This window comes from Erwinia sp. 009765445, assembly GCF_058137865.1.
In genome coordinates, this window is the sequence record NZ_JBYUWC010000023.1 from 1 (window position 1) to 25,101 (window position 25,101).

16 protein-coding genes are annotated in these 25,101 nt (G+C 49.9%); 8 read left to right on the plus strand and 8 right to left on the minus strand.

Annotated features, from left to right (window positions below; genetic code table 11):
• The first annotated feature begins 306 nt into the window (after nt 1-306).
• The 3 genes from AC3Y5R_RS20960 (at nt 307) to AC3Y5R_RS20970 (ending at nt 3,139) form a co-directional block, all read left to right on the plus strand.
• The gene (locus AC3Y5R_RS20960; RefSeq protein ID WP_489922941.1) at nt 307-501 is read left to right on the plus strand and encodes a helix-turn-helix transcriptional regulator; all 195 of its coding nucleotides are present in this window, start codon (nt 307-309) and stop codon (nt 499-501) included.
• A gap of 1 nt (nt 502) precedes the next feature.
• Nucleotides 503-1,342 carry a hypothetical protein gene (locus AC3Y5R_RS20965; protein WP_489922942.1) on the plus strand — a complete coding sequence of 280 codons (840 nt, stop codon included), beginning with the start codon at nt 503-505 and terminating at the stop codon, nt 1,340-1,342.
• A gap of 186 nt (nt 1,343-1,528) precedes the next feature.
• Complete coding sequence (locus tag AC3Y5R_RS20970) at nt 1,529-3,139, plus strand: DUF927 domain-containing protein (protein WP_489922943.1); 1,611 nt, start codon at nt 1,529-1,531, stop codon at nt 3,137-3,139.
• Nucleotides 3,140-3,397: 258 nt separating this feature from the next.
• On the opposite strand, the gene brxL is transcribed toward AC3Y5R_RS20970, so the two are convergent.
• The 6 genes from brxL to brxA all read right to left on the minus strand — a co-directional run bounded on the left by brxL (nt 3,398) and on the right by brxA (nt 16,880).
• Nucleotides 3,398-5,482 (minus strand): protease Lon-related BREX system protein BrxL, encoded by a 2,085-nt coding sequence (brxL, locus tag AC3Y5R_RS20975; protein ID WP_489922944.1) that lies wholly within the window; start codon nt 5,480-5,482, stop codon nt 3,398-3,400.
• A gap of 10 nt (nt 5,483-5,492) precedes the next feature.
• Entirely contained in the window at nt 5,493-8,090 is a 2,598-nt protein-coding gene (gene pglZ / locus AC3Y5R_RS20980) for a BREX-1 system phosphatase PglZ type A (RefSeq protein ID WP_489922945.1), read from the minus strand.
• A gap of 189 nt (nt 8,091-8,279) precedes the next feature.
• Nucleotides 8,280-11,981 (minus strand): BREX-1 system adenine-specific DNA-methyltransferase PglX, encoded by a 3,702-nt coding sequence (gene pglX / locus AC3Y5R_RS20985; protein WP_489922946.1) that lies wholly within the window; start codon nt 11,979-11,981, stop codon nt 8,280-8,282.
• 44 nt (nt 11,982-12,025) lie between these two features.
• Entirely contained in the window at nt 12,026-15,667 is a 3,642-nt protein-coding gene (gene brxC, locus AC3Y5R_RS20990; RefSeq protein ID WP_489922947.1) for a BREX system P-loop protein BrxC, read from the minus strand.
• Between the two features lie 11 nt (nt 15,668-15,678).
• Nucleotides 15,679-16,281: a BREX-1 system protein BrxB gene (gene brxB / locus AC3Y5R_RS20995; protein WP_338493630.1), complete on the minus strand. Its 603-nt coding sequence runs from the start codon at nt 16,279-16,281 to the stop codon at nt 15,679-15,681.
• Nucleotides 16,278-16,880, minus strand: coding sequence for a BREX-1 system protein BrxA (gene brxA, locus AC3Y5R_RS21000; protein ID WP_338493632.1), 603 nt, complete (start codon nt 16,878-16,880; stop codon nt 16,278-16,280). Before brxA ends, brxB begins: the two co-directional genes overlap by 4 nt.
• A 337-nt stretch (nt 16,881-17,217) precedes the next feature.
• Here brxA and AC3Y5R_RS21005 point away from each other — a divergent pair, with 337 nt between their 5' ends.
• Entirely contained in the window at nt 17,218-17,385 is a 168-nt protein-coding gene (locus tag AC3Y5R_RS21005; RefSeq protein WP_338493633.1) for a hypothetical protein, read from the plus strand.
• Here AC3Y5R_RS21005 and AC3Y5R_RS21010 read toward each other — a convergent pair.
• Together AC3Y5R_RS21010 and AC3Y5R_RS21015 are read right to left on the minus strand one after the other, a co-directional pair.
• Complete coding sequence (locus AC3Y5R_RS21010) at nt 17,382-17,999, minus strand: Fic/DOC family protein (protein ID WP_489922948.1); 618 nt, start codon at nt 17,997-17,999, stop codon at nt 17,382-17,384. The genes AC3Y5R_RS21005 and AC3Y5R_RS21010 overlap by 4 nt on opposite strands.
• Before the next feature lie 414 nt (nt 18,000-18,413).
• On the minus strand, nt 18,414-19,643 hold the full coding sequence (locus AC3Y5R_RS21015) for an acyl-CoA dehydrogenase family protein (protein ID WP_489922949.1): 1,230 nt from the start codon (nt 19,641-19,643) through the stop codon (nt 18,414-18,416).
• A 267-nt stretch (nt 19,644-19,910) separates the two neighbouring features.
• Between AC3Y5R_RS21015 and AC3Y5R_RS21020 the strand changes: the two genes are divergently transcribed.
• The 4 genes from AC3Y5R_RS21020 to AC3Y5R_RS21035 are packed head-to-tail and all read left to right on the plus strand — an operon-like array spanning nt 19,911 to nt 25,097.
• Nucleotides 19,911-21,551 carry an ABC transporter substrate-binding protein gene (locus tag AC3Y5R_RS21020; RefSeq protein ID WP_489922950.1) on the plus strand — a complete coding sequence of 547 codons (1,641 nt, stop codon included), beginning with the start codon at nt 19,911-19,913 and terminating at the stop codon, nt 21,549-21,551.
• The gene (locus AC3Y5R_RS21025) at nt 21,548-22,564 is read left to right on the plus strand and encodes an ABC transporter permease (protein WP_489922951.1); all 1,017 of its coding nucleotides are present in this window, start codon (nt 21,548-21,550) and stop codon (nt 22,562-22,564) included. The genes AC3Y5R_RS21020 and AC3Y5R_RS21025 overlap by 4 nt, the downstream gene beginning before the upstream one ends.
• Nucleotides 22,561-23,442 carry an ABC transporter permease gene (locus tag AC3Y5R_RS21030; protein WP_489922952.1) on the plus strand — a complete coding sequence of 294 codons (882 nt, stop codon included), beginning with the start codon at nt 22,561-22,563 and terminating at the stop codon, nt 23,440-23,442. The genes AC3Y5R_RS21025 and AC3Y5R_RS21030 overlap by 4 nt, the downstream gene beginning before the upstream one ends.
• Complete coding sequence (locus AC3Y5R_RS21035; RefSeq protein WP_489922953.1) at nt 23,442-25,097, plus strand: dipeptide ABC transporter ATP-binding protein; 1,656 nt, start codon at nt 23,442-23,444, stop codon at nt 25,095-25,097. Before AC3Y5R_RS21030 ends, AC3Y5R_RS21035 begins: the two co-directional genes overlap by 1 nt.
• The last annotated feature ends 4 nt before the right edge of the window (nt 25,098-25,101 follow it).

Genomic DNA, 25,101 nt, shown 5'->3' on the forward strand with positions numbered 1-25,101 from the left:
AATCGTGGTGTGCCCATACGCTCCTCCTATGCTCAAACTATAGGGCAGGATCGTCTACTGGGGTGGGGTCAGTCCAGGGTGGGGTCAGTCCAGTCTACTGGGGTGGGGTCAGTCCACTTATCCAGAAAAGTTATTGAGGCTCAACATATCACTATTGAGGCTCAAACTTATTAAAAAAAACTAATATTTTTTATATGCGTAATTTCAATTGGTTATGTTGGTTTGTGTCGATTTGGTATCCCGTTTTACTTTTCATTTTGTTGAGGCTTTTAAAGAGCTGGCTCCACACACAACCGGAGTCATTAAATGACCAGCCGAATTATCAAGAAATCAGAAGTATTACACCGCTGCGGTATCTCAAACGCGACACTGTATCGCTATATATCAATTGGTTGCTTTCCAAATCAGTTGCGGCTATCGCAACAAGGACGGGCAGTAGGTTGGCTCTCCGAAGATATTGACGCTTGGATTGCTAGCCGTATGCCGGTTAAGGGGGAATAAGATGAAACGACCACATTACACGAACTATACATCAGCATTCCCGGAGCTAGAGAAAGTGGCAAAAGCAATCTGGGAGGTCATGCCAGATTTCGAGACTGTCGATGTTGCGCTGAATGAAAATGTTAAGCGTGCATTTACGTTGCATAAATTCGGTATGCGTAAGGCTAACGAGGAGTGCATTTACGTAGCGAACAAGCTGGAGAGCTGCTCTCCGGAAGAACCGTGCGGAAGTATGGCGTGCAGCTTGTGCCAACGTAACCGGAGGCTTCGGTTTGTGCAGAAGTGGGGGCCCTTCATCAAAACGCATCAAGAAGACTATGTTGCGGTAACACTGGTTTTCTATGCGGATAAACATTCAGCATCAGAACTTTCAGATTGGGAATACAGCAAGTTCAAACAACGCGTATTGAAGGTCATACAACGCATAGGCTTCAAGTCACCGATCATCGGCGGATTCGAGATGGACTACCACAACTATACCCACGATAAGAAGCAAAGCCATTGGTTACCTCATTTGCATTTACTGATGCCAAATGAACCAGAGAAACTGGAAATGTTGAGGCAGTACATGCTTCGTAAAAAGAACCTTCTTGCCCGTGAGGGTAAGCGCAATCGGCCTATGCGTATTGATGTAATCAAGAATGTTGAGCGTCAGATGAGTTATTGCATAACTGGCATCTGGATGGAGTATCCATGGTTTCTCAACGCAGACAACAAGCTTAAGAAGAGTAAGTACCCCCGCCGAATCAAGAGTGCAGGTGTTTACGCCAAATCACTTGTGAAGCTTGATCGCTTAAGCGATGGGATGCTCACGTTCGCTGTAAATGTCCAAGTTGGGTAAAGCATTTACTCGCAAAGATGCCCTCAATGTAGCTGCTAGATGCATCTAGGGCATGAGTTGAGCACATGTTGTGGGTAACACTGATTAGTTTCCCCAGCAGTACTCAAATATTAGGAAATATTACCAAGTAATTTGGTGATTTGGTGATTGGCCTTCCTGATATGAGAAGGCCTAAGGATGAATTCAATGGCTAAGAAGAAGGCATTACCTGTGCGATTACTGGCATTATCTGAGAAAGAGGATGGGCAGGTCGCATACCGCCTGATTAAAGTTAAAGACTGCCACAGTGGGAAATGGATGCTGGTCTTGATTCCGGCCCATATTATTACAGACAAAAAGAAGCTGCGTGAGACGCTGATCGATGCTGGACTCAGTCTGGATTATTCTGAGCGTGTTTTTAACGAGATCATCGATCATCTTAAAACCGTTCCTAAAGATCGCATAAAGTTGTGTATGAGGCCGGGATTTGTAGACGTTGACGGCTCGCTATGCTATCTGACAGGGAGTGGACAGGTTTTAGGCAATGTTGAGGGATGTGCGCCGATGCCATACCCCAATGCCCCGGCATTTAAGGATTGTGAAAATCAAAAGGGCACCTTGAAGCAATGGCAGATGCATGTTGCTTCAGCGGCATTACACAGCCCATACGCCATGCTTACTATGTGCAGCGCTATGGCAGGATATTGCATCTATTTCACGAATTTTGAGTCTGGCGGATTTCACCTTTACGGCGACAGTTCAAAAGGAAAGACCACCGCTCTTCTTGTCGCAGCTTCAGTGTTTGGTAGCGACCAATATGTCTGCGACTGGAATGTTACGGAAACAGCATTTGAAGAGTTTGCAGAGTCCAGAAATAATAGCTTACTCATATTAGATGAACTTGTATTGTTGGATAAAAACGCGAAAGAAGCTGCTCAGAAAATGCAAAAAATGGTGTACCTATTGGGTTCAGGCGGAGGGAAGCAGCGTTCGATTCATTATCAGAAGCATAAAGCTGTATGGCGCTTGAATGCCATTAGTAATGGAGAGAATGGACTTGCACAGCATGCTGCCGACGGCGATATGTCGCGTAAAAAAGGTGAGCAGGCAAGGTTCGTTGACGTGCCTGTAGACTGCGGAAATGATCAGGGTATATTTTTAACTGTTCCTGAAGATATGACGCTCAGTGATTATGCTGAAACTATTAAGGATAATTGCCAGCGCTTTCATGGCACGGCAGGACCAGCTCTGGTAATCAAATTACTTGAGAAAAAAAGCGAATTCCTGACAGAGAAGATTGATCGTTATAGTCGTGAGTTTTTGAAACATCATAAGATTGAAGGGCAGGATGGGCTTGAAAAGAGGATAGCCAGAAGGTTTGCGCTGGCTTATGCAAGTGGTGTTGTTGCCGTGAAATGTAAGATACTTCCTTTTTCGCCACAAGAGGTTATGGAGGGCATATCCTACTGCTATATAAAGGCTTGTGATAAAACACCGCAAACAAAAGAAGTGTTCAATCAGATATTGAAGGATGCGCTGAAGAATGAGGCTTATCCACTTCCAGTTGGTGCTTGGGACATCGAAAAAATTAATGAAGTGAATGTCATTGCAACCACCATTGGTGATGTTGAAGTTCTCGCTGTTAAAGCCGATTTCTTCAAGAAAAATATCATTGGCAATCTATCGCAAGTCACAGATTGGCTGACTAAAAATGACAGTCTATTTGTTGATGCCAGTGGGAGGGCGACCAGGCAGCTAAGGCGCGGTAAATCGTATATCAAACGTCGATATTGTTTAAAAATGCATAATTGGAAATAAGCCTGACGTTAGGGATTGTCGTTTTACCTAAACCTCCGGTGTGTTGTTCGATCCTTGTAGGAATACGCATAATGCTTGAGTGTGAAAGTATAAAAATTATGCTGACTGCAATAATAAGTACGCCCTTATTACCTGGTTTTGGTGTGGTAGAGTTTAATTAAGGAAATGGAATTTTCACATAATATTAAATAGGTTTTTTGTTGTGTTTTGTTACGTCATTGGCGGTCTTATCCTCAATGACGTAACATCTGTTCAGGGTTAATTAACCCCCAATGCTTTATACACCGCATCAACCGGGTCTGAATAAAAACTGACCTGGAATTTAGTAAACAGCTCTGTCGGTACGGTTGGGATGTCCATTGCGGATGCCATGGGTAACAATACGCGCTTCGCACCGCTATCAAATGCCACTTGCAGGCATGCTGCCAGATCCTGCACCGGGTTAATGACACCACCAAGCGTCATGCTACCCAGTACCACCATTTGTTCCTGAACAGGTTTTGACAGCAACACCGAGCAGAACGCAATGAGTGCAGCAAGGCTGGTTGAAATGCTGGGACCGGTGCTATGGAGTTCCACCGCATGCAGATGATATTCATGGTCTGAGAACTTCGCTGTGGCACTGATGCGGCTGAGGTTTCCTTTGAAATAATCAAACCCCACGCGGATAGCTTCTTTAGCGCCGGTATTTGAACCAATCCCGGAAACCGAATGTTTACCGTTCCCCGCTGTCATCTGTGTTTCAAAACGATACAGCCCGGTCATTCCCCCTTCGGCTTGAGTAACCAGATGGACAACACCCGGTTTAGGCATACCAGCAGGAATTAATTCGCTGCCACCCTGTTCTGGCACGCTGACGAAGAATTCTTCCAGCGTCTCGTTATCGATGTAACTGAAATTCACATCAAAGAACTCCAGTCCACCCAGCTTTTTAAGCTGTTCTTTGACACGACGGCGGGCTTCCATGGCGTAGGTCAGGCAAACGCGGACATCTTCTTTGCTGTAGGATCCATTAGGATGCAGCAGCTTCAATAAACCTGATACTGTGCGCCTTACCGCGATAACGTCGCGCTGGTTGAGGTTATTACCCAGCTTGTAGAATTTATCAATGGCACCGGAGAAGCTGCGTTTGCGCATTTCTCGCATGTATTCGGCGAGATAATCAGTGATAAGGCCGTAGCGATTGGTAAAAAATTCCGGGCGCATTTTCGGGATTTCCCAGCCGGGGATATAGGCATGGAAGCGGTCGAAAAATGCTGTGTCGATCATAGCGGCAGGAAAGGGGGCTAACAGATGGCTGGTTTTGACTAACGTCTCTACGCTTTGATTGATGTTGCCGACGAACACCATCGATGCTTTGCCTTCAATCGAATCTCTACCGCGGGAAAAAGAGCCCGACGACATGTAATCTTTCATGATTTGCACGCCGTCTTTGTCTTTGAAAGTGATCCCTGCCACTTCATCGAAGGCCACTACGTCCCACATGCCAACCAGGCCGATCTGGCGGCTGGCCATGTTGTAAAACAGATTTGCAACGGTGGTTTGCCCACCGGAGACTAATAATGAGTTAGGTGAACACTCTTTATAAACATGGCTTTTACCGGTACCGCGTGGGCCCAGTTCGCAGACGTTGTAGTTGTTTTCCACGAAAGGGATCATGCGGGTGACAAGGTGCCACTTGGTACGCTGCTCAATGTTAGCGGGTTCCATCCCCACGGAACGTAGCAGGACATCAATCCACTGATCGCGGTTGAAGTGCGCGCGCGCGGTGAACACCTCTTCCATATCCATATTGGGCATCTGGATAGGTTTGATGGTCATCAGGGAGAAGGGCGACGTTTTCTGCCCTTCCTCAAAGAAATAGTTCACGGTGATCATGCACCAGATGCCGCCGGTCAACAGCTTCTCATTGTCCTTTACCATCTGCGGCGGCACCAGCGCATCTTTAATACCGAGGTTTGAGAGCTGAGCCTCGTAAACATCTTTCTTCTGATTGAGCTTTACCGACACCTTATCAATGATCTTGTAGGATCCGCGTTCACGAATCAGCGATTTCACCTTTTCCGCCTCATCGGGGCGGACGTAGTTATCAGCCAGAATGCGCTTAACGTTCTGCAACCCTTGCTCGACGATCTGGTGATCGTCGGAAGCACAATACATACCGAGTAGATACTCCAGCACATAAACCGGAACGTTAGCCCCTTCCTTGAGCTGCTTGGTCAGATCTTTACGCACCACGCGTCCGCGAAAATGCTGATTCAGCAAAGCGTCCAGATCGTAACCTTCTGCGACGAGTTCCCCTTCGGATATCACTGGAACGGGTAAGTCATGATGGGTTTGCATATCGCCTCACTTAAAAGAAATCATCCTGAAACGCCAGATCGATAATCACAGGGTACTTCTGGTAACCCGTTTCCGTTTGTGCATCTTCAAGAATTAACCAGTACTCATTACGGCGATTGAAATTCGCGCCAATCAGCTTCAGGGTAACGTCACGTACGCGTTTTTCCATGGTGTTGTTATCGCTGTCAAAACTGATTCGCTCTTTGCTGGAAACAATGTTATTCGCACCGTCGACGATGAAAATATTCAGGATACGTGTCTCGTACAGCTCACTTACCGGGTGGGTCTGGAGCAGGCTGACCTTATCAATATTGTTCACCAGCTTGATCATCGGATGATACGCAACAATATCAACCGGACGACGCTGAGGTTGTTTGTCGGCTGCGGTTTTCTGCAGCACTTTCACCTGCAATACCGGCACGCAGACTTCCTGCAACATCGCTCCACCATGCACAAACCGCGCACCACCTGAGAAATGAAAACGCTGGATCCCTTTAGGGATCAGGAACTCGCTGTTATCGCTGACACCCGCGGTATCCGCCACTTTCCCTTTCCAGCAAAAGTCATCGGCAGGAAGCTGATGGCCAACAATAAAGCGTTTATGGTTTTTAATCGTATTGTCCGGCTTGATCTGCAGCGTGGTTTTATCCTGCCCGGAAAGGGGCTGCTGCTGGAACAGGAAACCATGGTCTGCCGTTACGATAATGCGTGTACCGTGGAGTCGGTTTATCACTCGGGTCACCAAATTTTTTAGCTCGACCACTGCATTGCGGCATGCTTCAAAGGTTTTTTCTTCTGTCGATGCGCTGTCGCCGATGGCATCAATAGTGTTATGCCAGATATAAACGACCTCGTAATCGCGAATAAGATCCCGCCCTTCCTGATTTTTCCATTTCAGAAGGTCGTCCGATTTTACTGCCATTCCTTTATATTTCTTGAGAATGGTATCGCGATTAGGCGTACCTGAGGTGGACAACCCGTCCGCATAAACGATGTCGCCATTACCCGGTTGATAGCCCATCTCGTCATGAGGCAGTAATGCTGCCATGCCCATTTGGGTATAGCTGGGTAACACGCCCAACTGGGAACGCAGTTCAGCAGTAAAGCGTTTCTCAGTATTGATCTGGTTGCCCAGTTCTTCAGCCACTTCATAACGCAGCGCATCGGAGATAATCACGAACACGCGCTTGATCTGCGGATTGTTAAACTGTGGTTTGACCGCCTCATTGTAGAAGTTCTGCTGTGACGGAACGCCCGGAATACCCCACTCCTGCATACGATTCTCAGCCGCCAGAACCTTATTCCAGCTCCGGCTCAGTTCCGCAAGATACCAGTTGGAATACAGCGCTTCGATATAGTCATCCAGGCTTTTGAGGATCATTGCGCCTTTGCTGTGAACCAACAGCGCGTATTCGTTAAACAGGCGGTAGGCCTGATCAAAGCGGAACAGCTCTTCGCAGTAGGCTTTCCAGAATGTTGCGCTGTCCTGATAGTGGAAGCCGTCGATGTGACGATTACGCAGGTTCAGCAGTCGTTCGGCCTGACGCAATGCATCATAAATGGCGTAGTATTCCTGGCTTGTCTGGCACCAGTACTTACTCTGACGTTCGGACATGAGCTTACTGAAGGCTTCGCGGTCGAGCGTGGTGCTCTCTTCCTGAAGCTGCGTCACCAGCGCATGAATGATGGTTTGTTCAATGCTCAGCGTTGTTTCGCACGCGTGCAGATCATATGGCGAGCTGAGACGGTACTGGTCTTCTGGTCGCAGCGCATCCTGCATCTGTTGTGCGCAATAATCATAGGCGTCTTTGTAGCGACGATCGGCACGCCAGGTGACCATAAAGGCCAGCGCGGAGGCTCTGCCTGACGGCGTGGTCAGCACGTTTTTTTCCAGCCATGCGCGTTTCTGTGGATCTGCCTGCGCGGAGAGCTCGGTACAGAAAAACTTGAGGATCAGGTTTTCCAGCGAAGGATGTTCGGCCTGGTAGCCCATTTCCTGATTTAGAATGTCCCACAGCACGCCTTCCAGATCGTGGCGTTTCAGCATCGCCTGGGTGTTTTCCAGATCGCTGTCGTCATCTTTCTGCAGATTTACGTATTGGGTTATCAGACTGAACAGGATTTCTTCCGTTTTTGCTGTTTTTACACCAGCGATAACCGCAACCATCTTCTTATCAAGAGAGGCTTCGCTTTCCTGCTCAGTTACCAGACCTTTTAACGCAGAAAGACGTTTAGTGCTGAAAAATGCCTTGCGGCGTTGAATATGCTCGCGCAGGCCAAGCTGCGGAATGCCTAACGTATTCAGCGTGATGGCGGCGAAATCAGCGTGGAACTCCGTACTATAAAGACGAATATCCAGCAGCCAGTCGAACTCTTTGGGAGGCACATCGTAGGGGAACCACAGCAAAAACTGCTGTTCAGGCTCATCAATTTCAATGCGCTTTTTAACCGCCAGCTGCGACTGGTCGGTCATGTCGAGTAGCGTGATGTTCTCCAGTTCGAGATTACCCAGCTCTTCGAGGAAACGCTTATCGGGATCGTGCCAGAAAACGATGCGATGTTCGGCGAATTTTGCTTTAAGGCCGGCAATAAATTCCTGATTTTGCAAGGTCACAATCCCATGTTGATTCGGTAAATTCGAAGTTGTCTGAACGTCTGGAAACTGTGCTCCGCGTTCTGACACAAAGCCGCATTTTATCATGAACTGCAGGTGACGGATGCCTGAATAAGGCTGGTTCCCGTATCGAGATCACCACCGGGCTAAAACCCGGTGGTGTGGAAAGGAATGCTATCTGACTTAAATCACCTCAGGCGCATTGCCGGTAATGGCTTTTACATCTGCCAGCAAATCGCCAAACTTACCGTAGTTAACCTTAACGCCGTCGTCGAGATCAATACTGATTCGCATATCAGCATAGTGGCGTAAGCGATCGTCGAAGCTGCGCAGTTCATTGAATTTTTTGCTCAGGCTATCACGCTCACGCTTCAGACGAGTAGCTTCACCGCCGGACGAGTCATCGACCTGTTCGTTTAGGCGATCGATATTGGCCTGATAGCGCGCCAGCAGCGGAACCACATATTCGGTACGCATTCTCGCTAGTGTCGCGTCGTTGTAGCGATGTAGATAGACCAGGCACTCGAACGCTTTCTCTTTACCGGAACTGAACAGCCAGTATATCGGGCGCTTTTTATACATTTGCATATGATCTTTCCAGAACTGGGTGGAAAGATAGCGGCGGATGTTATCCAGTGCAGATTCACCCTTTTTCGGCTTGATCGCGTACAAACAGAGACTTTCAGCGATAAATTCGAGGTTTTCCTGCAGATGTTCCTCACCCCAGACGGTGCGGACAAACTCTTTGACGCGAGAGGTGACGTCATCGTCAAACCACTCGTCATCCATCAGCGGCAGGATGCCGTCATTGTCGGCCGGGAAGGTTTTGTATACGTCTTCAGCGACCAGTTCGGTAAAGCCTTTATTGCCTTCGTGAGCATAGACAAGACCTTCGCGATCAAGGGAGTAGCGGCCTATTTGGCAGCCTATGATGTAGGATAATAATTCGCAAATATAATCACTTTGAGTTATTGCTGAAATATCAAGTGCTTCTGTGTTGTATCGAAATTGAGGGTTACATAGTAATGTTATATTTTTGTAATCTACAGAGGATGTTAAGAAATTATCCCATTCATAATGAGAAATCATTGTGGCATTGATTTGCTCTTCTGTTTTTTTTAGATTTTCAATTATTTCTTTTATTCGGTTTTTATGGCCATACATGGAAGATGAAATTGTTGTAGTGCCTTTCTCTATTAACGGTGATGATTTAAAGTTAATGTTGAATTCAAATAATGATTCATCCTCTTTTGAAAGTTTTATTGCCTTTTCAACTAATGTGTTGATTGAATCAGGTATGAGTGATATGTCCCCATTAAGAATAGGAAGTGAGTCAATATCACTATTTTGTGTTGATAATGTTGGATTAATAATATTGAGTAAGAAATCACATACTGGTGATGATAAAAAACCAAGGGTTTTATATGTGTTTGAATCTGATGGAAACATCATCGCTCCCTTGTTTGAATCAAACAAAGCTCCAAGATCAGACCATCTGAAAGAAACTGTTGCAGAGGTTAACCCGCCCCATGTTATACCTTTTGAAAAATATTTATCTTCATTAGTGATCTTCCATCCAAGATTATCGCCTAGTTGTGGGTAATTTATTTTAGTAAGCTCTTTTATTTCAAAACCATCACTTTCCCAGTTAACCACTAGGTCATTATTACCATACCAGCGTTTAAAACCACCACCTTTATTATAAGGAAACCACTTGTAATTGCTATTCAAAGCATCGTTTTTATTAAAATAAAGTCCAATCTTACGTATGCTCACTTCTTGCCAATATCTCAAGAAACGAGTGTTATCACCAGTTCTCATACCTGTAAGTGCTTTGCTGAAATTCTTTAAAGGTTCGCTTTTAATATATGTATTAAAGACTTCTTCTGGCGTCCAATAAGCAATAGGAGTTCCTGGTATTTTTTTGAAATCATCTGTTTTAGCTTTATAAAACCATGGGCAATTATTATTGCGAATTGCTTCAAGTGCTTTGGGGCCTTGATTTTGAGCACCACGGAAGTCAGCTAAACGAATGTAGCTGCTTATGAAATTTTCTATCTTTCCCTTTTGTAAGGTAAAAGTGCAAATTGGAACGGTAGCACCATCGAAACCTGAATATTCTAATTGGATTAAGGATGTTAAGTTTTCTTTTTCAATAACTATAGAGCGCAGTGCTTCATAGCTTGAAAGAAACATCCAGACAAAGGGTGTCATAAATCCTAGATGCGCACCATTTTTTGATAATTTTAGATTGTTAATAATAAATGCTGAGAATAAGTCTTTATCATTATTTTTGAAGTTCTCTTTAATATAAGATTTTATGCTTGGAATATGATGGCTACTTCCCATATACGGCGGATTTGCCACCACCGCATCATACCGCTGCGCCAGGATCCACGCCTGCTGAATATACGGAATAAACGCCTTCGCAGCTGCCTTCTGCTGGAAATCTCCTTCCTCTTCCAGGCTATACAGCGCATCGAGAAACGCCTTCAGGTTCGCTTCTTCTTCCTGCGGGACCTGAATCAGCGAGCCCAGCGTTTTGGCATTCACAAACAGCTTCAGCGTGCGCATCAACAGCTGATATTCTGCGCTGTCGGTATGGGCTAATGCGGTATTTTCGGCAAACATATCCCCCATCCTGCCGGTCTGGTTCTGCTGGTGGAAGTTCAACTGCTGCCACAGTTTAGCAATATCCAGATGCAGGCTTTCCTGCAGGGAGACAATATTCAGGCGCACCTCACGGGTGAATATCCGGCGGTCATCCTGACGAGCCATCATTAATAAGGCAAAACCGGAAAGCTGGGCAGCACGGTCATCGATGTCGAGACCAAAAATATTATTTTCCAGGATCAGCTGCGGAATATCGCGGGCGCGATAGCCGCGTTCTTCATAGATATTTTTCAGCACATTATAGGCTTCAATCAAAATATGTCCGGAGCCGCAGGCCGGGTCGAGCACCCTGATGCTTTCTGGTTCGATGCTGGCAGGGGTAATGGCAGCCAGCTGCGCCTGCACTTCCGGCGTCTGTTCGGCTGGCTCAATGTAATAGTCCATTTTGCCTTTCAGCGAAGAGTCCGGGTAGGTCTGCAACCACTGGCGACCGACGGAGTTCTGCACCAGATACTGCACAATCCAGTTTGGGGTAAACAGTTGGGTGGCGGCAGGAATATCTTCGCTCTTTACTACTTTGCCAATAACGGCATCTTTTTTCTCAGAGATATAGAACTGATACAGCCAGCCGATAACTTCGACCTCTTGCCAGTCCTCTTCCGGTATGTTGTCTACCAGATCGCGCAGAATGGAGTCGGAGCGGGTCAGGTTATCCGGTAAAAGCAGCTCGGCTTCATCATCCACCGCGTCAAACAGGAACGGCATGGCGCGGTGCAGGGCATGACACTGTGCTAGCAGTAGTTCTCGGTAAAGCACTTCGTCCTGATTGCCTGAGAGCTTCATCTCAACCAGCTGTGCCTTCTTCTCAGGCAGCAGGGCTTCCGCCACTTCCGGCACATGGTCCAGGACTTCAAAGCCGGTTGGGTTTTCCGGTTGCGAGAGTATGCGGAAACCGTGATCAAGATAACCCTGAATTTCCATATAACGAATGGCACACAGGCGGTTAAACCAGGTGTAGGCACAGTGCTCAACCAGCACGTCAAAGCCCTGCTCGTGAGCGCGTTTGACCAGACGATCGCGGCGGACGAGGGTGGATTTGGGGTAGTCGAACTGGCCATAGCGCACGGTCTCGCCGATGATTTCAGCATCCGCAATCTGCAACGTACCTTTTTTATCGGCGGTAATTCCCAGCGTGGTCAGCTTCTGGATCACCGCATCGCGGAACTGGTTACGGGCCTGTGGCGCGTATTTTTTGATGTTGTTGGTATTCATAGAAAATCCTGCAAAGGACAGCAGAGCGCTGCCCTGAAATGGGGTTACTGAAGACGGATCCGGTCACCTGCCTCAATGGCTGTTAGCAGCGCAGCGCGAAGCGTATCCAGCGCTTTCTCCACCTGCTCGGCAGTTTCCAGCACTTCGCTACCAGCCGCTCTGCGCATCTCACTGGCAACATTCACCAGATGCGTTTTTTTGGGTACCGGTTGGATTGTGGGTTTTTCAGTTGCAACGTAAGACTGCTGTGGTTCTACGGCCTGTTTGGTCTCTTTTAGGGCCCGTAGCTGGGCTTCCTGCTTTTTACGCAGCTCGTCGATCCACTGGTTTATTTTCTTCTCTGCATCCGTCTGCAGCGCCATCGTCTCTTGCTGTTCCGCCAGAATTTCCGGGATCGACTGGCTGACTTCGGCGCGTTTTCTGGCTTTTTGCATAGGTAACAGAACGCTGTTTTGCAGTTCTGCGGTGGCGTGCGCTTCCAGTAAGCGTTGACGGCTCTCTTCAATACGCGCGTCAATGCGTTCCAGGGCATGCTGACGGTGATGTTCGACTAACTGATGGTTGACGTTCTGCACCTGTTCGATCAGCGGCGTAATACGATTGAGATGCTTATAAGGCCCCGGCATCTGCCAGATGTTTTCCAGTTCACCCAACGCTTTTACCGCAACGGCGTCTTTTTCCAGCGCGCTGCGGTTGGATTTAAAGCTGCCATTCAGTGCAGCGCCCAGCTTTTGCCAGGTGGCAAACTGCTTACGGTAAAAATCGACCAAATCTTCGCGATTTTCACTGAAATCCAGCAGTTCATTGGCTTGGCTGGTGAGCTTCTCAATCAGGGAAAAATCTTCTTTTTCGCTAAGAATGGAATTCAGCAGGCGCAGACCTGATTCAATTTCATCTTTTCCTGGATTGTTCCCACCTTCAGCTTTCGCTCTGAAGAGATTTAGTTCCTGTTTCCAGTCGTTGAAGACCTGACGGATATGTTCAACCAGTGGGGGTTCTTCACGCTCGCTAAATGGCTGCTGGGCAATCTGCGCCATAGTTTGCGCGGCTTTGCGAATTTGCGATTCGTCGTGACGGCGAATTTTGTGCAGGCGCAGCTCGCTGTGGCGGCGGCTGTTGTTAAACAGATCCCACGCCTGCTTACGTTCGATATTGTTATTCTGCTGGCTGAAGCTGAATTTACCTTTGCGCGCCAGACGGGCAACCAGCAGCTTCACTTCCTCTTCCGGCCATCCATACGGGCGGCGGGCAAAGTGGTTCAGGATATCGCGTAAATAGACCGGCTTGTTGTATTCAATGTTCATGCCGACCCAGGTTTCCACCTCACGCATCGCGTCGGGATTGGATTCTTCTGTGTCGCCAAGATCAAGTTCGGTGTCATTTTCTAACGTAAGCTTTTCATGAATCTCACGCGCGATTTCGCCATTATAAGGACGCAGCTTTTTTAGTTTGCCGAAGGTATTTTCAATCACGTAGCGGCAGGCTTCATCCACAATGCTGGACGGCGTCGAAGATTTCTTCGGTAAACGCTCGCCAATAGCCCAGATGTCTGCTTCGGCAAGGAGTGACTCCAGCTGTACGCGAAGCATTTTCTCGCGCACGCTGTTCTCGCGGGCCTTTTCTGAAAGCAAGCTGGCCTGTTCCGGGCGCTGACCTGCATTGTCTCTAAGGAATTTTTCAGTCTGGACGACCAAATCTATATCCGTCCAGGTCCGGGCATCGGCAGGTAAACGAATTAAAATGCAGCCATCACCTTCTGAGGTGTATGGGCGGCACGCAGCGTCGTTGTTATAAAAATCATAGGTAGGATCTTTTGGCGTGAGGATTTTCACCACCAGATCGTTAAGCATCGCACCGTCTAACGGGTGCCCGTTCAGGAAGCGGCTGATATCGAAGTCCTGCTTATTTGCCGGGTAGCGATATTTGCGGTTTTTCAAAATATCATCAAAGATGATCGAAGCCAGTTTCTTGTTGATTGCGGAGAAGTCGACTTCAACGTTGCGGATTTCGTTCTCGATCTCTTTTTCTTCATTGGTCAGGAAAACGTGTTTGTCTTCTACACGCGCAATCAACATTTCTCGTTCCAGCTTGTTCAGGCTTTTTTCAACGCGACGGCGCAGCTCAACTTTATCGGTATCAATTTTGTCTATCGAAAGGGTGACCAGGTTATCTAATGTGCTTTTCAGCACATCGACATAGCGGATCAGGAACAGCGTTTTTAGCAAGTTACCATCGAACTCATCAAGGATGCCATTCTGGCAGGCCTGAGTGATGGTGCGGCTGACGGCTGGCTCCAGGAAGCTCTCAATTGCCGCATAAAAACGCCAGAACGGAACCAGAGAATCCAGGCCTTGCGGAGCGATTTGCTTTGCCGCAGTCTGGAAGGCTTCCAGTTGTGAACGTTCACCCATCGCTAACTGTTTACCGGCGGCACCTTTAGTACGAATAGATTCAAAAACCTTCTGCAGAATCTGGTAGTGCCACGGGACAAACGGGTAGTTATCAATAAATTCTTCTTCACTGGTGTAAGGGCGTAATGAAGCGCTTGTTGTGGGATCAAAGGCAAGCTGGTTACGCAGAATGTCGCCTTTTTCCTGCCAAACTTTAGCGAGTGCAGGTTTTGCCGCATCGTTTTTTACCAGCAAACGTTTTTGAATAACTTCGGAAGTATTGGAGCTTGAAAGCTGCAAACGGGTAGAGAAACGGCCCTGGATTTTAGAGAAGTCTTGTCCGTCACGGCTGCTCATACCACCAATGGCCGCATCGATATCCGCTTGAGAGGTGACAATAACCCATGCACGCCCACCGCAGATAACCCCCAAGTTTTCAGTGATGGTCTGCAGCTTCAACATCATCTGCGTATTTTTACCAATAAACTGGCCGACTTCATCCACCATAAAGAGGATATTTTTGCCGTTCTCATCCAGCCACTCTTTAACCCATTGGCAAAAATTATTGATATCCAGAGGAAAATTTTTATCAAGCTGTTCTACCCACTGACGCGAGGCGTCAACGCTTTGACCCGTGGCCTGGCTTAAGGCCTCCGCCATTTCATCGCTGATAAAATAGTAGGAGTCGCGCTCTTTTTCCCAGATCTTACCAGTAATACTTGAGAAAGCCGTTTTAAACGTTTCATATTGCTCGCGTTTAGCCAGTTCGCGCTCAAGATGGGCGATGTGTGGGAAATCAGCACAGTAACCAACCCGGTCGTTAAACACCTTCAGGAAGACTTTAAGGATGGCGTCTTCTTTGTCGTCGACATTAGCGCGAGAATCAATATTGAAGAGAATCACTTCCGTCGGATGGTGGACCGCTTTATTGATATCAGCAAGGAACAACGCATCTTTGATTTTGTCTTCAAAGAAGGCGTAGGCATTACGTTCCGTACCATTATGGCTGACTTTTCGGTTAGACAGCAGATAAGACAGGATCTTGATAAAGTGCGATTTACCTGAACCAAAGAACCCTGAAACCCATACGCCAATTTTGTTTTCCATGCGTATGCGCTCCGGGCCGGTTGCCGGAACATAAGATTCAAAGAAATGGCGAAGATGCCCTTCCAGTTCCCGAGTGATGACGTATTCATCCATCTCAATCCAGGCGCTGGCATCGTCCGTCTGTTCGGCTTTTACAACGCCATTAATATTTCGGTCCAGGCGTTTCTCAAAGATCTGTTCAATATTCATTGCTGTGCTCTTTAACGAGGATTCAATGTCGCCGATGGTCCACTGTCGGGTACCAGCCTGAAGGCGCGATAATAATTCCGGGAGTCTATATCTGTTAACGGGGCCAGGTTATGTCCGCTGTACTTTCCCGGGTAAAACATTAACAGCGGGGTAAAGCCCATTACGTCCTGCAGGGCGCTCATCAGCTCATGTCCACGTACAACAGGCCAGGCATTACCCATACCAGTAAGGATGACGAAATCCTGAATTTTAAGATCGACTTTTTTTGCTATGTAATCGGCTATCTTCTTTTGATTGAGCAGACCTACAAGCTGTTTTTTCAACGCTTCTGTGCCCACTTTCACTTCCTGCTGACAGACGCGCTCAAGTAACTCACGTTCGGTAAGCATGTCGATAATGACCTGAAAGATATTAAGGTGTGCGAACGTGTGGTCTTTTTCCAGATTACGGAACAGATATTTCAGGTGTTCGCGCACCTGTAACTCATTCTGAGCGGGGTAATCAAAAATCCAAAACCCAATCTCGTTTCCGGAACCGTTATTTTTGAGAAAGCGTTCTTCGCTAATGCGGTTCTGAACCTGTGACAGGCGGTACTCAAGCACGGGATCGATCACCGTTGTCCCTCCAGAAAAGAAACCAATTCCTGTTGCCCAAGGCGCTGCAAGGTTGCCTGGGTTTCTGGTAAAAGAAAGACTGACTGGAGATTACGCCGACGCGGCGTATCCAAATAACCCGCTTCAGCTAATGCCTTGATCAGGTTGTTACCCATTTTTTTGATGGATGAATCTGAGTAACTGGTGAGTACTGGCTGCTGACGAAGATGGCTGGCCACAAACTCATCCCAGCTATCCATAGGGAGTTTTTCTTTAAATTGCCTGCGCAGATCGTTCACTACTTCTGCCAGGAAGTCTTTAACAACCGGTGAATGGAGTAGCAGAGCGACAAATAGCAATTGCTGACGCTCGCGCTCGCTCCCTTCCGCAATAAGTGACCACGCTGTTTTATCAAGCCTATTCAGGCGTAGTTTAATTGTTGTCGCATAGCGCTTCGCCGTATTGGCAGAGGAGGCTTGTAGAATGTTATGACCCACGATCTGTTTATGCCAGGTCTGTTCATCCGGGTCGGCAAGCATGAGCTCAGCGATGATTCGACTTTCCCTGCTCATCAGCGGCCCGCCAAGCAGATCACCAATCCATGTTTTGTCGTAATTCATCGTTATAGTTATCCTCAGAAAACTGCAAGCCAGCTCGCAAAAAACAAGGAGGGATTGTAATGCTTAGGTGGAAGGATGTCATGGGTTGAATCGCAAGGAAACGCCAGAGAATGCCTGCATTTTTTGCCATTAGGCACATGAGAGGCCACAGTGAGTTGCTAATCGCGTGTAATTTTTATCGTGAATATGTCATTATCGAATGCTGACTCCACTTGTGGTTTTGCTCATGCTCAGTTGTTAGAGAAGCAGCGTTTGTTGAAGCCATTTGCCAAAGACATGCAGTTCTCAGCAATACTGGATATAATGTAAACAGTTAATTTGTTAATCAGGAGGCGCTATGAGCAACAACAAAAGACATCAGGTAACGTACGCTAAGCCGTCTCGTATGGACATTGTGCGTTCTGTGGCGACGTCTACAGCTGTTGAAACAGGCCAGCCCTCAGCCAGAGTTGAAGCTTCCCTGGAAGCCGCGCGCAAAAAGTTCGCCCATCTTCGCCTTGCCTAATCCCTTCTTAATGCTTCTCTGACCCAGTGTCTCATCGGCTCATAGTCCATTGACAAGCCTGCATGGATAGCCAAGATATACTGGGTTTTGTTCTGCTCCCAGCATTGATAATCCAGCGGTTTGTATCCACCCTGAACGGCCATCACGTCGGCTAATAGTCGCGACAGGCGCCCGTTTCCCTCTCTGAATGGATGTATGAGTATTAGCTCTACATGGGTGATGGCGATAGCGGTGACGAGTTGTTTTTCGTCCATGCCGCTACATGGCGTGAAATGAGCAAGATATTTGGTATCGAATTCGTTCAGCAGTTTCGGCAACTGCGCTGAAGGGTCAAACATAAAGCCGCCTTTGCTGATATTAACCGCTCTTTCTTGTCCAGCCCACTCGTAGATGTTACCTAACCAGCGGCGGTGCCAGCTTTTTAGTATGGCTACGCTGAGCTGTCCTTCCGGGAACTGTTCTTCAAAAACGGACTGGTAGAGTTGTTCTAACAGGACAAGTTCAGCTTCATCCATCTCATCGGAAACAGCGATACCCAGTTTATTAGCCAAAACCTGCTCGCCAGAGTCTTTCTCATACTGGCCTTCACTGCTGGATACATGGTATCGGCTCATGGAGATGCCCTGTGTTATTAGAGGGATGGAAAGACAGAAGGATTATAACGCTGGATGAGTACAGCAAACAATATTCGTAAAATCAGATACTTATAAAAATGTAGGTTAAAACGTAGTTTTTATGCTCAAGTGAAAAATAATCGTTAGTAATCAGCATTAACACACCAATGCATCATTGGGGTATGCGAGGAAAGGTTGTCAGTTGTGCTCATGGCGTAATGAGGTCCATTTCGTTGAGTGTCAGTTTTATCGTGACGGTTATTGTTCTGATCTGAAGGTCACGTGAACTCAATGATAACGGACTCTGCCTGAGAGGAAAACAAGCGCGGACGCTGCCGCGCGCTTTTCATCCCGCTTTACGTGCTGGCTCGCAATTTGCTGCGGGTTGCAGTGTGAATAAAAAGGTTGGCTGATTTATCCTTTATCAGCAATACCAATACGCCACTGGGGCGGCGGCAGCGTGCCGTTCACGGCAAAATCTCCCACGATGCGGTCTTTATAGATGCGCGGATTATGTGACGAAAGGGTACGCGCATTACGCCAGAAACGGTCCAGTGCCAGAGGTCTGAGCGTGGCGGAAGCGCCCAGTGCATCGAAGACGATGGTGGTGGCGTTGAGGATCAGGTCGGTCACCACATTCAGCGACTGAGAGACTTCCAGTTCAGCGATGGCATTCACCTGCGTCTCCTGCTGTTCATCCCCCTGTAAGCGGGCATTAAACGCGAGTTGCAGCGCCTCGGCACTTTTCTGCACGATGGCTCCGCTGGCGTAAGCCGCTCCGCGAACCCGCCCCACAACCTGCAGAATTTGCGGATCCTGAGCGACACGAGGGCCGTTGCCAATGCTGTAGGTGCGCTTACGTGCCGCGACCAGGCTGGCCAGTTCACCGCTCTGCGCCCGGCCAATGCCCGCCAGCGTAGCCAGATGGATCAGCTGGTAGAAGGCGGGCGCATACCTGAACTTGTTCTCCGTGTAGATTTCCTTCTCGCCGAGAAGGACGTTGTCGAAGATAGCCGTGCCGCTGGCCGTCAGTGTCTGACCAAAGCCATTCCAGTCATCAATCACGCTGACGCCTGGTGCAGTGCGGGAAACGGTAACCGCCACTGTCTCTCCTTTTTCATCGGTGAGGCCGACATCAATCCAGTCGGAATAGAGCGAGCCGGTGGTGTAGAACTTTTTGCCATCAAGACGCCATTGGTTGCCGGTTCGCTGAATTCTGGTGGAGAACTCCTGTTGTTTTGTGTCGCCAGCTTCGCTCCAGGCCGGGCCGACAATCTCACCTCTGCCCAACAGCGGCAGCCATTTCTCACGGCGCTGGCTGTCTTCGCTGTTCAGCACGTTCTCCACAAAGCCAAGATGGCCGCGAATTGACTGCACCAGATTGGAATCTGCCTCGCCCAACTCGGTCAGCAAATTAAAAAGCTCGGGCAGCGTGATGCCGCTGCCGCCGTACTGTTGCGGCACCCTGAGTGCGGTGAAGCCACTCTTTTTCAGCCACTCAATTTGTTCAAAAGGCAGCTGATGCTGTAATTCCCGTTCTATTGCACCTTCCCGGATGCGGGAGAATAAAGGACGGAATCGTTCGGCGAGGTATTCATAATTTTCTGAAGGCGCGGATCCCCAGGCTGACTCAAATTGTGACATTACGTGGCCCTGATTGGTTAATTAAAATGGAAGTTATACGATTTGTATTAATATGATGATGTAACACGGTGCGTTTAATAATGGTAACGTTAATAAGTTATAAGCTAATTAAGGCTGGCTATATAATAGTGGTTATCTGTGTTTCTCATAATGACTATCAGTATTGATATTTGCCACCTGCATTCCTGGCATGTTAATCGTTTTATATTCTAAAAAGGTTACTTCTTCATTCTTCCCCTTTCTCTGTATAACCAGGCAGGGGCGGGTTTGGCTGTTACAAGGGAAATCGACATCACTATGCTTCTTATGCGCAAAACAGGGCTTAACACAATTCTGGCGGCCATTACGCTCTGCCTGGGCGCTCAGGCCATGGCAGAAACCGCTCAGCAACGCTCCTCTGACGGCGGCACACTAATCTATTTGCATGAGCAGGAGCCTCCCTGCCTGTGGGGCGGCTGGGTTCAGCAGGCCTATTTATCACGTCAGGTTTTTGATTATCTGGTCAGTTATGATAACGGCCATATTCGCCCGTGGCTGGCGACCAGTTGGGAAGAATCGAAAGATCGCAAGACCATTATTTTCCATCTGCGCAAAGATGTGAAATTTACCGATGGTGATAAATTTAATGCCGATGCGGTGGTGGCTAATTATTCTGCCTGGCAGAAAGGAATTGGCTGGCACGGCTTCACTTATATGAGCGGTTTTACGCGGATTGATGATTATACCGTGGCCCTGCATCTGACCGAACCCAATCCGGAAATATATAACATTCTCGCCAACGGCCATTACGGTTTTCAGTCTCCTGATTCGCTGGCCCATAATACCAGCGAACAGAAGTGTTTGAAGCCGGTCGGAACGGGTCCGTGGAAAGTCGTCAGGTGGTCACGCGGGGAGGAGATCGATTTTGTGCGTAATGATGATTATCACTGGGCTCCTCCCAATGCGCACCACAACGGCCCGGGGTATATCAAGCATCTGCAGTGGAAGTTTGTCCCCGATGCCACCACCCGCTGGGGAGCGTTGATCAGCGGCGGGGCGGATGTCATCTACCAGCCGCCATCCGCGCAGTGGGAAACCCTGCAGCGTGAATATCAGACGCTCTCCTATGTGGCGACCGGGCGGCCGCAGGCTTTCTCGTTCAACGTGCAGCGGGGGCCTTTCACTGACCAGCGCGTGCGGCAGGCTTTTGCTTATGCCATTGATCGTAAACAGATTATCAAAACGGTGTTCAAAGGCGCAGTGCCATATGAAGGCAACGGTTCGCTGAGTAAAACCACGCCGCTCTATCTCAATGTTGATGACCGCTACTCCCTGAACGTGACCAAAGCTAACCAGCTGCTTGATGACGCGGGCTGGACCGGTCGGGATGATGAAGGTTACCGGCTAAAAGACGGGAAAAGGCTGGAAGGTCGCCTGCCCTATATCCAGGCGATTATCGACCAGGAAGGGGCGCTGATGCTGCAGGCGGTACAGGATCAGGTGAAGCACGTGGGGTTCAAACTTGATCTGCTGCCGCTGACGCAGACCGAAGGTTTTGCCGGAGCACTCTCTCAGCCAGCGGACAAAGAGATCAGCTTCGGCTACTGGGTCTGGCCTTCCCCGTCCATTCTGGACATCGTTTACAACCACGCGCTGAACGGCGCGTTCAATGGCAATAACACCAGCTTTTTCAATAACCCCAAAATTGAAGCCCGGATCCTCGATGCCCAACGCGAGCCGGACCCGGCGCTGCGCCAGCAGAAATTTGCCGTGCTGCAGCAGTGGTTCGACGACCAGGCCATCACCATCGGGGGATACAACTTCACCTATAACGTCGCCGTAGCCCATCACATCAAAGGGCTGTGGCAGGACCAGGGCAACGGACTGTTGAATTTCAATGATGCTTATTTCGTGAAGGAGAAGCCATGACTGAAGTCTCTTCCGGGCTCGCCAGGCGCAGCCGAACGGCGAGTGGCAGCCAACCGTACCGCGGGGTCAGCGGCCTGCTACGAATGCTTGCCGTACGTATCGCGTCAGCCCTTTTTGTGCTGTGGGGAACGATAACGGTGACGTTTATTGTGCTGTCCGTTCTGCCCGGCGATCGCGCCACCATCTTGCTTAATATCACTTCCGGGCAGGTGATCGAACGGACTCCGCAGGAGCTGGCACCAATCAATGCCCTGTACGGTTTCGACCAGCCGATTGGCGAGCAGTATCTCCGGTATTTCTGGCAGCTGCTGCACGGAAATTTTGGTCTTTCGTTTGAGCTGCAGCGTCCGGTGGCGCACGTCATTGTTGAACAGCTGGTGCCGACCTTTACCCTGGCAATAAGTTCGCTGCTGCTGGCGTGGCTCATTGCGATTCCCTGGACTCTGCTGACGGCAGGACGTGGCAGACGACTGAGTGCCTTTGGTTCCGCTGTTGAGACGATCATGGCCGGGCTGCCACAGTACTGGATCGGCATCCTGTTGCTGATTGTGTTCGCCATCGGCCTGCGCTGGTTCCCTGTGGTGGGCGGATCCAGCCTGACAGGCATCGTTTTACCGGCCGTCACGCTGGCTATTCCCCTGGCCGGTTTTATCGGTCACTCCCTGCGCGATGAGTTTGAACGCAGCATGCAGGAGCCCTTTGTTCTCTCGGCGCGCGCTCGTGGTATGAGCCTGCGAAGTGTCAGGCTTTTACACGTTCTGCGCCATGCGCTGATCCCGGCAATCACCCTCAGCGGCTGGGCCATCGGGAATCTGCTTTCCGGCGCGGTGCTGGTAGAGGCGGTTTTTGCCCGCCCGGGGCTGGGCAATGTGCTGGTCAACGCGGTCAGCAACAAAGATTTTGCGCTGGTCTCCGGCATCGTGGTGCTGATCAGTTTTCTCTACATCATCATTAACCTGCTGGTCGATGTGATCTATCTGATCGTCGATCCCAGATTGCGAGGCAGATCATGACGACACATTCCTCTGGCTATGCAGGCACAACGGCGAAACCGTCCGCCTTGCGCCATTTTTTCCCGGCGATCGGCAGGACACCATTCTCGGTTTTGCTTTCAACACTGCTGGCGCTGTTCTTTATTGTGGCGGCGGTTGCGCCTGCGCTGCTGGCAACCCATGACCCTTTCCGCACCGATTTATATAACGCATTGCAGGGGCCTTCCGCACAGCACTGGCTTGGTACCGACGATATTGGTCGCGATCTCTACAGCCGGATCATCTGGGGAACCCGCCAGTCATTGCTGATTGGGATGGGAGCGATGGCCATCGCTTTAGTCGGGGCGATCGTTTTCGGCTTTACCGCCGCGCTGGCACCCCGCTGGATTGCCGGGCCGGTTAACCGGCTGCTGGAGATCCTGCTGGCTTTTCCCACTCTGCTGCTGGCTTTGCTGTTCGTGGCGCTGCTTGGCCCCTCGGCCAGCAGTTTGCTTATCTCTGTCGGGATTGGCACTGCACCGGGCTATGCGCGCCTGGTGCGGGCGCAGGCGCTGAAGGTCAAAGGTTCCGGCTATGTCGAAGCGGCCAGAGCGCTGGGGCATTCGTCGCAGAAACTCTTTTTGCAGCATATCGTGCCTAACGTCTTCCGGCCGCTCTCCTCGCTGGTGGCGCTGGGCATCGGTCAGTCGGTGGTGTGGGCATCCGGACTGTCGTTTCTCGGGCTGGGCGTGGTCCCGCCTTCCCCTGAATGGGGAGCCTTGCTTGAGGCGGGCAAGATTAATGTGACGGTGGCGTGGTGGCTGGAAGTGTTGCCAGGCATCGCCATTGTGCTGGTCGCGCTCTCATTTACCCAGATTGGCCGTTACGTACAGCAGCGCTCTGAAGGAGGACAGCAATAATGAACACCAGGAGTAAGGTGATTGAAGTGCGTGGCCTGAACGTCTGGTACGGCAATCAGGGTGGGCGTCGGCATATTGTGAAAGATATCGATCTGGATCTTTTTCGCGGTCAGTGTGTGGCGCTGGTCGGAGAGTCCGGATCGGGCAAGAGCGTGACGGCCAGGTCGCTGGTGGGGCTGGCTGGCGACCAGCTCAGCGTGGAGGCCGACATCCTGACTCTGGAAGGGGAAACATTGCTCAACCGCAGTGACGGCTGGTGGCAGTCGGTGCGGGGGAGAAAAATCGGTTTTATTTTGCAGGACGCGCTGGTGTCCCTCGACCCGTTACGGCCGGTCGGAAAAGAGATTGCCGAAGCGCTTTCCGTGCACAGCTGGGGCACGCGCATCGACCGGGAAGAGAAGGTGCTTTCGCTGCTTAATGAGGTCGGCGTTCCCGAGCCGCATCTGCGGGCAAAACAGCGTCCCGGAGAGCTTTCCGGCGGGCTGCGACAGCGGGCGCTTATCGCCTCGGCGATTGCACTGCATCCCGACGTGCTGATTGCTGATGAGCCCACCACCGCGCTGGACGTCACCGTGCAGGCTCAGGTGCTGGACGTGCTCAGGCAGATGCTGGATCGCGGCACCAGCGTGATCCTGATCAGCCACGATCTCGCGGTGGTGGCGAAAATTGCTGACCAGATTCTGGTGATGCAGGGCGGTGCCATCGTGGAGGCCGGTAGCGCGGAAGAGGTGCTTCAGCGGCCACGCCATCCCTACACTCAGGCGCTGATCAAAGCTATCCCCAGTGAACACACCAGAGGGCAACGGCTTTCGGCCAGTGAACAGCTTGCCACAACGCCACTGTTTACCCATCGCTCAGCTACGGAGCAGCCAGAACTGCTGCTTGAGGCCCGCCATATTATTAAGCAATTTCGTGGGCCGGATCGCCAGTTTCGCACGGTAGTGGATGATGTCTCTTTCAGCCTGCGAAGAGGGGAAACGTTGGGGATCGTTGGGGAGTCGGGATCGGGGAAGACAACGCTTTCGCGGATTGCCCTCTCTCTTGAGCAGCCTGACAGCGGCGAGATCCTCTTCCGTGGGCAGCCGTGGAGCAACGCTTCTCCCGCGACGCAGCGGGAAATCCGTCGTCATATCTCGGTGGTTTATCAGGACCCCTTATCCTCATTCGATCCGCGCTGGCGGGTTTCAGACATTCTTTATGATGCGATTACCCTCGGGCAGCCTGGCAAGGGACAGTCTTTGCGGGACAGTGCGGTAAGCCTGCTGGCAGCCGTGGGGCTTGGCCCGGAGCATCTGGAGCAGTGGCCTGCACGCCTGTCCGGTGGACAGCGGCAGCGAGTCGCCATTGCGCGGGCTATCGCCACCCGTCCCGAGCTGATCATCCTCGATGAAGCCGTTTCCGCGCTGGATGTTTCGGTGCAGGCGCAGATCCTCGATCTGCTGGCAGACCTGCAGACGCACCTGGGCGTCAGCTACCTCTTTATCTCCCACGATCTGGGCGTTATTCACCATATGAGTGACCGGGTACTGGTGATGCAAAACGGCGTGGCGGTAGAGCAGGGCGAAGCCGATGAGGTCTTTTATCACCCGCGCCATCCCTATACCCGGAAATTGCTCAACTCGCTGCCGCGGCTGAAAGCGGTCAGTTTTGCTTGATTAC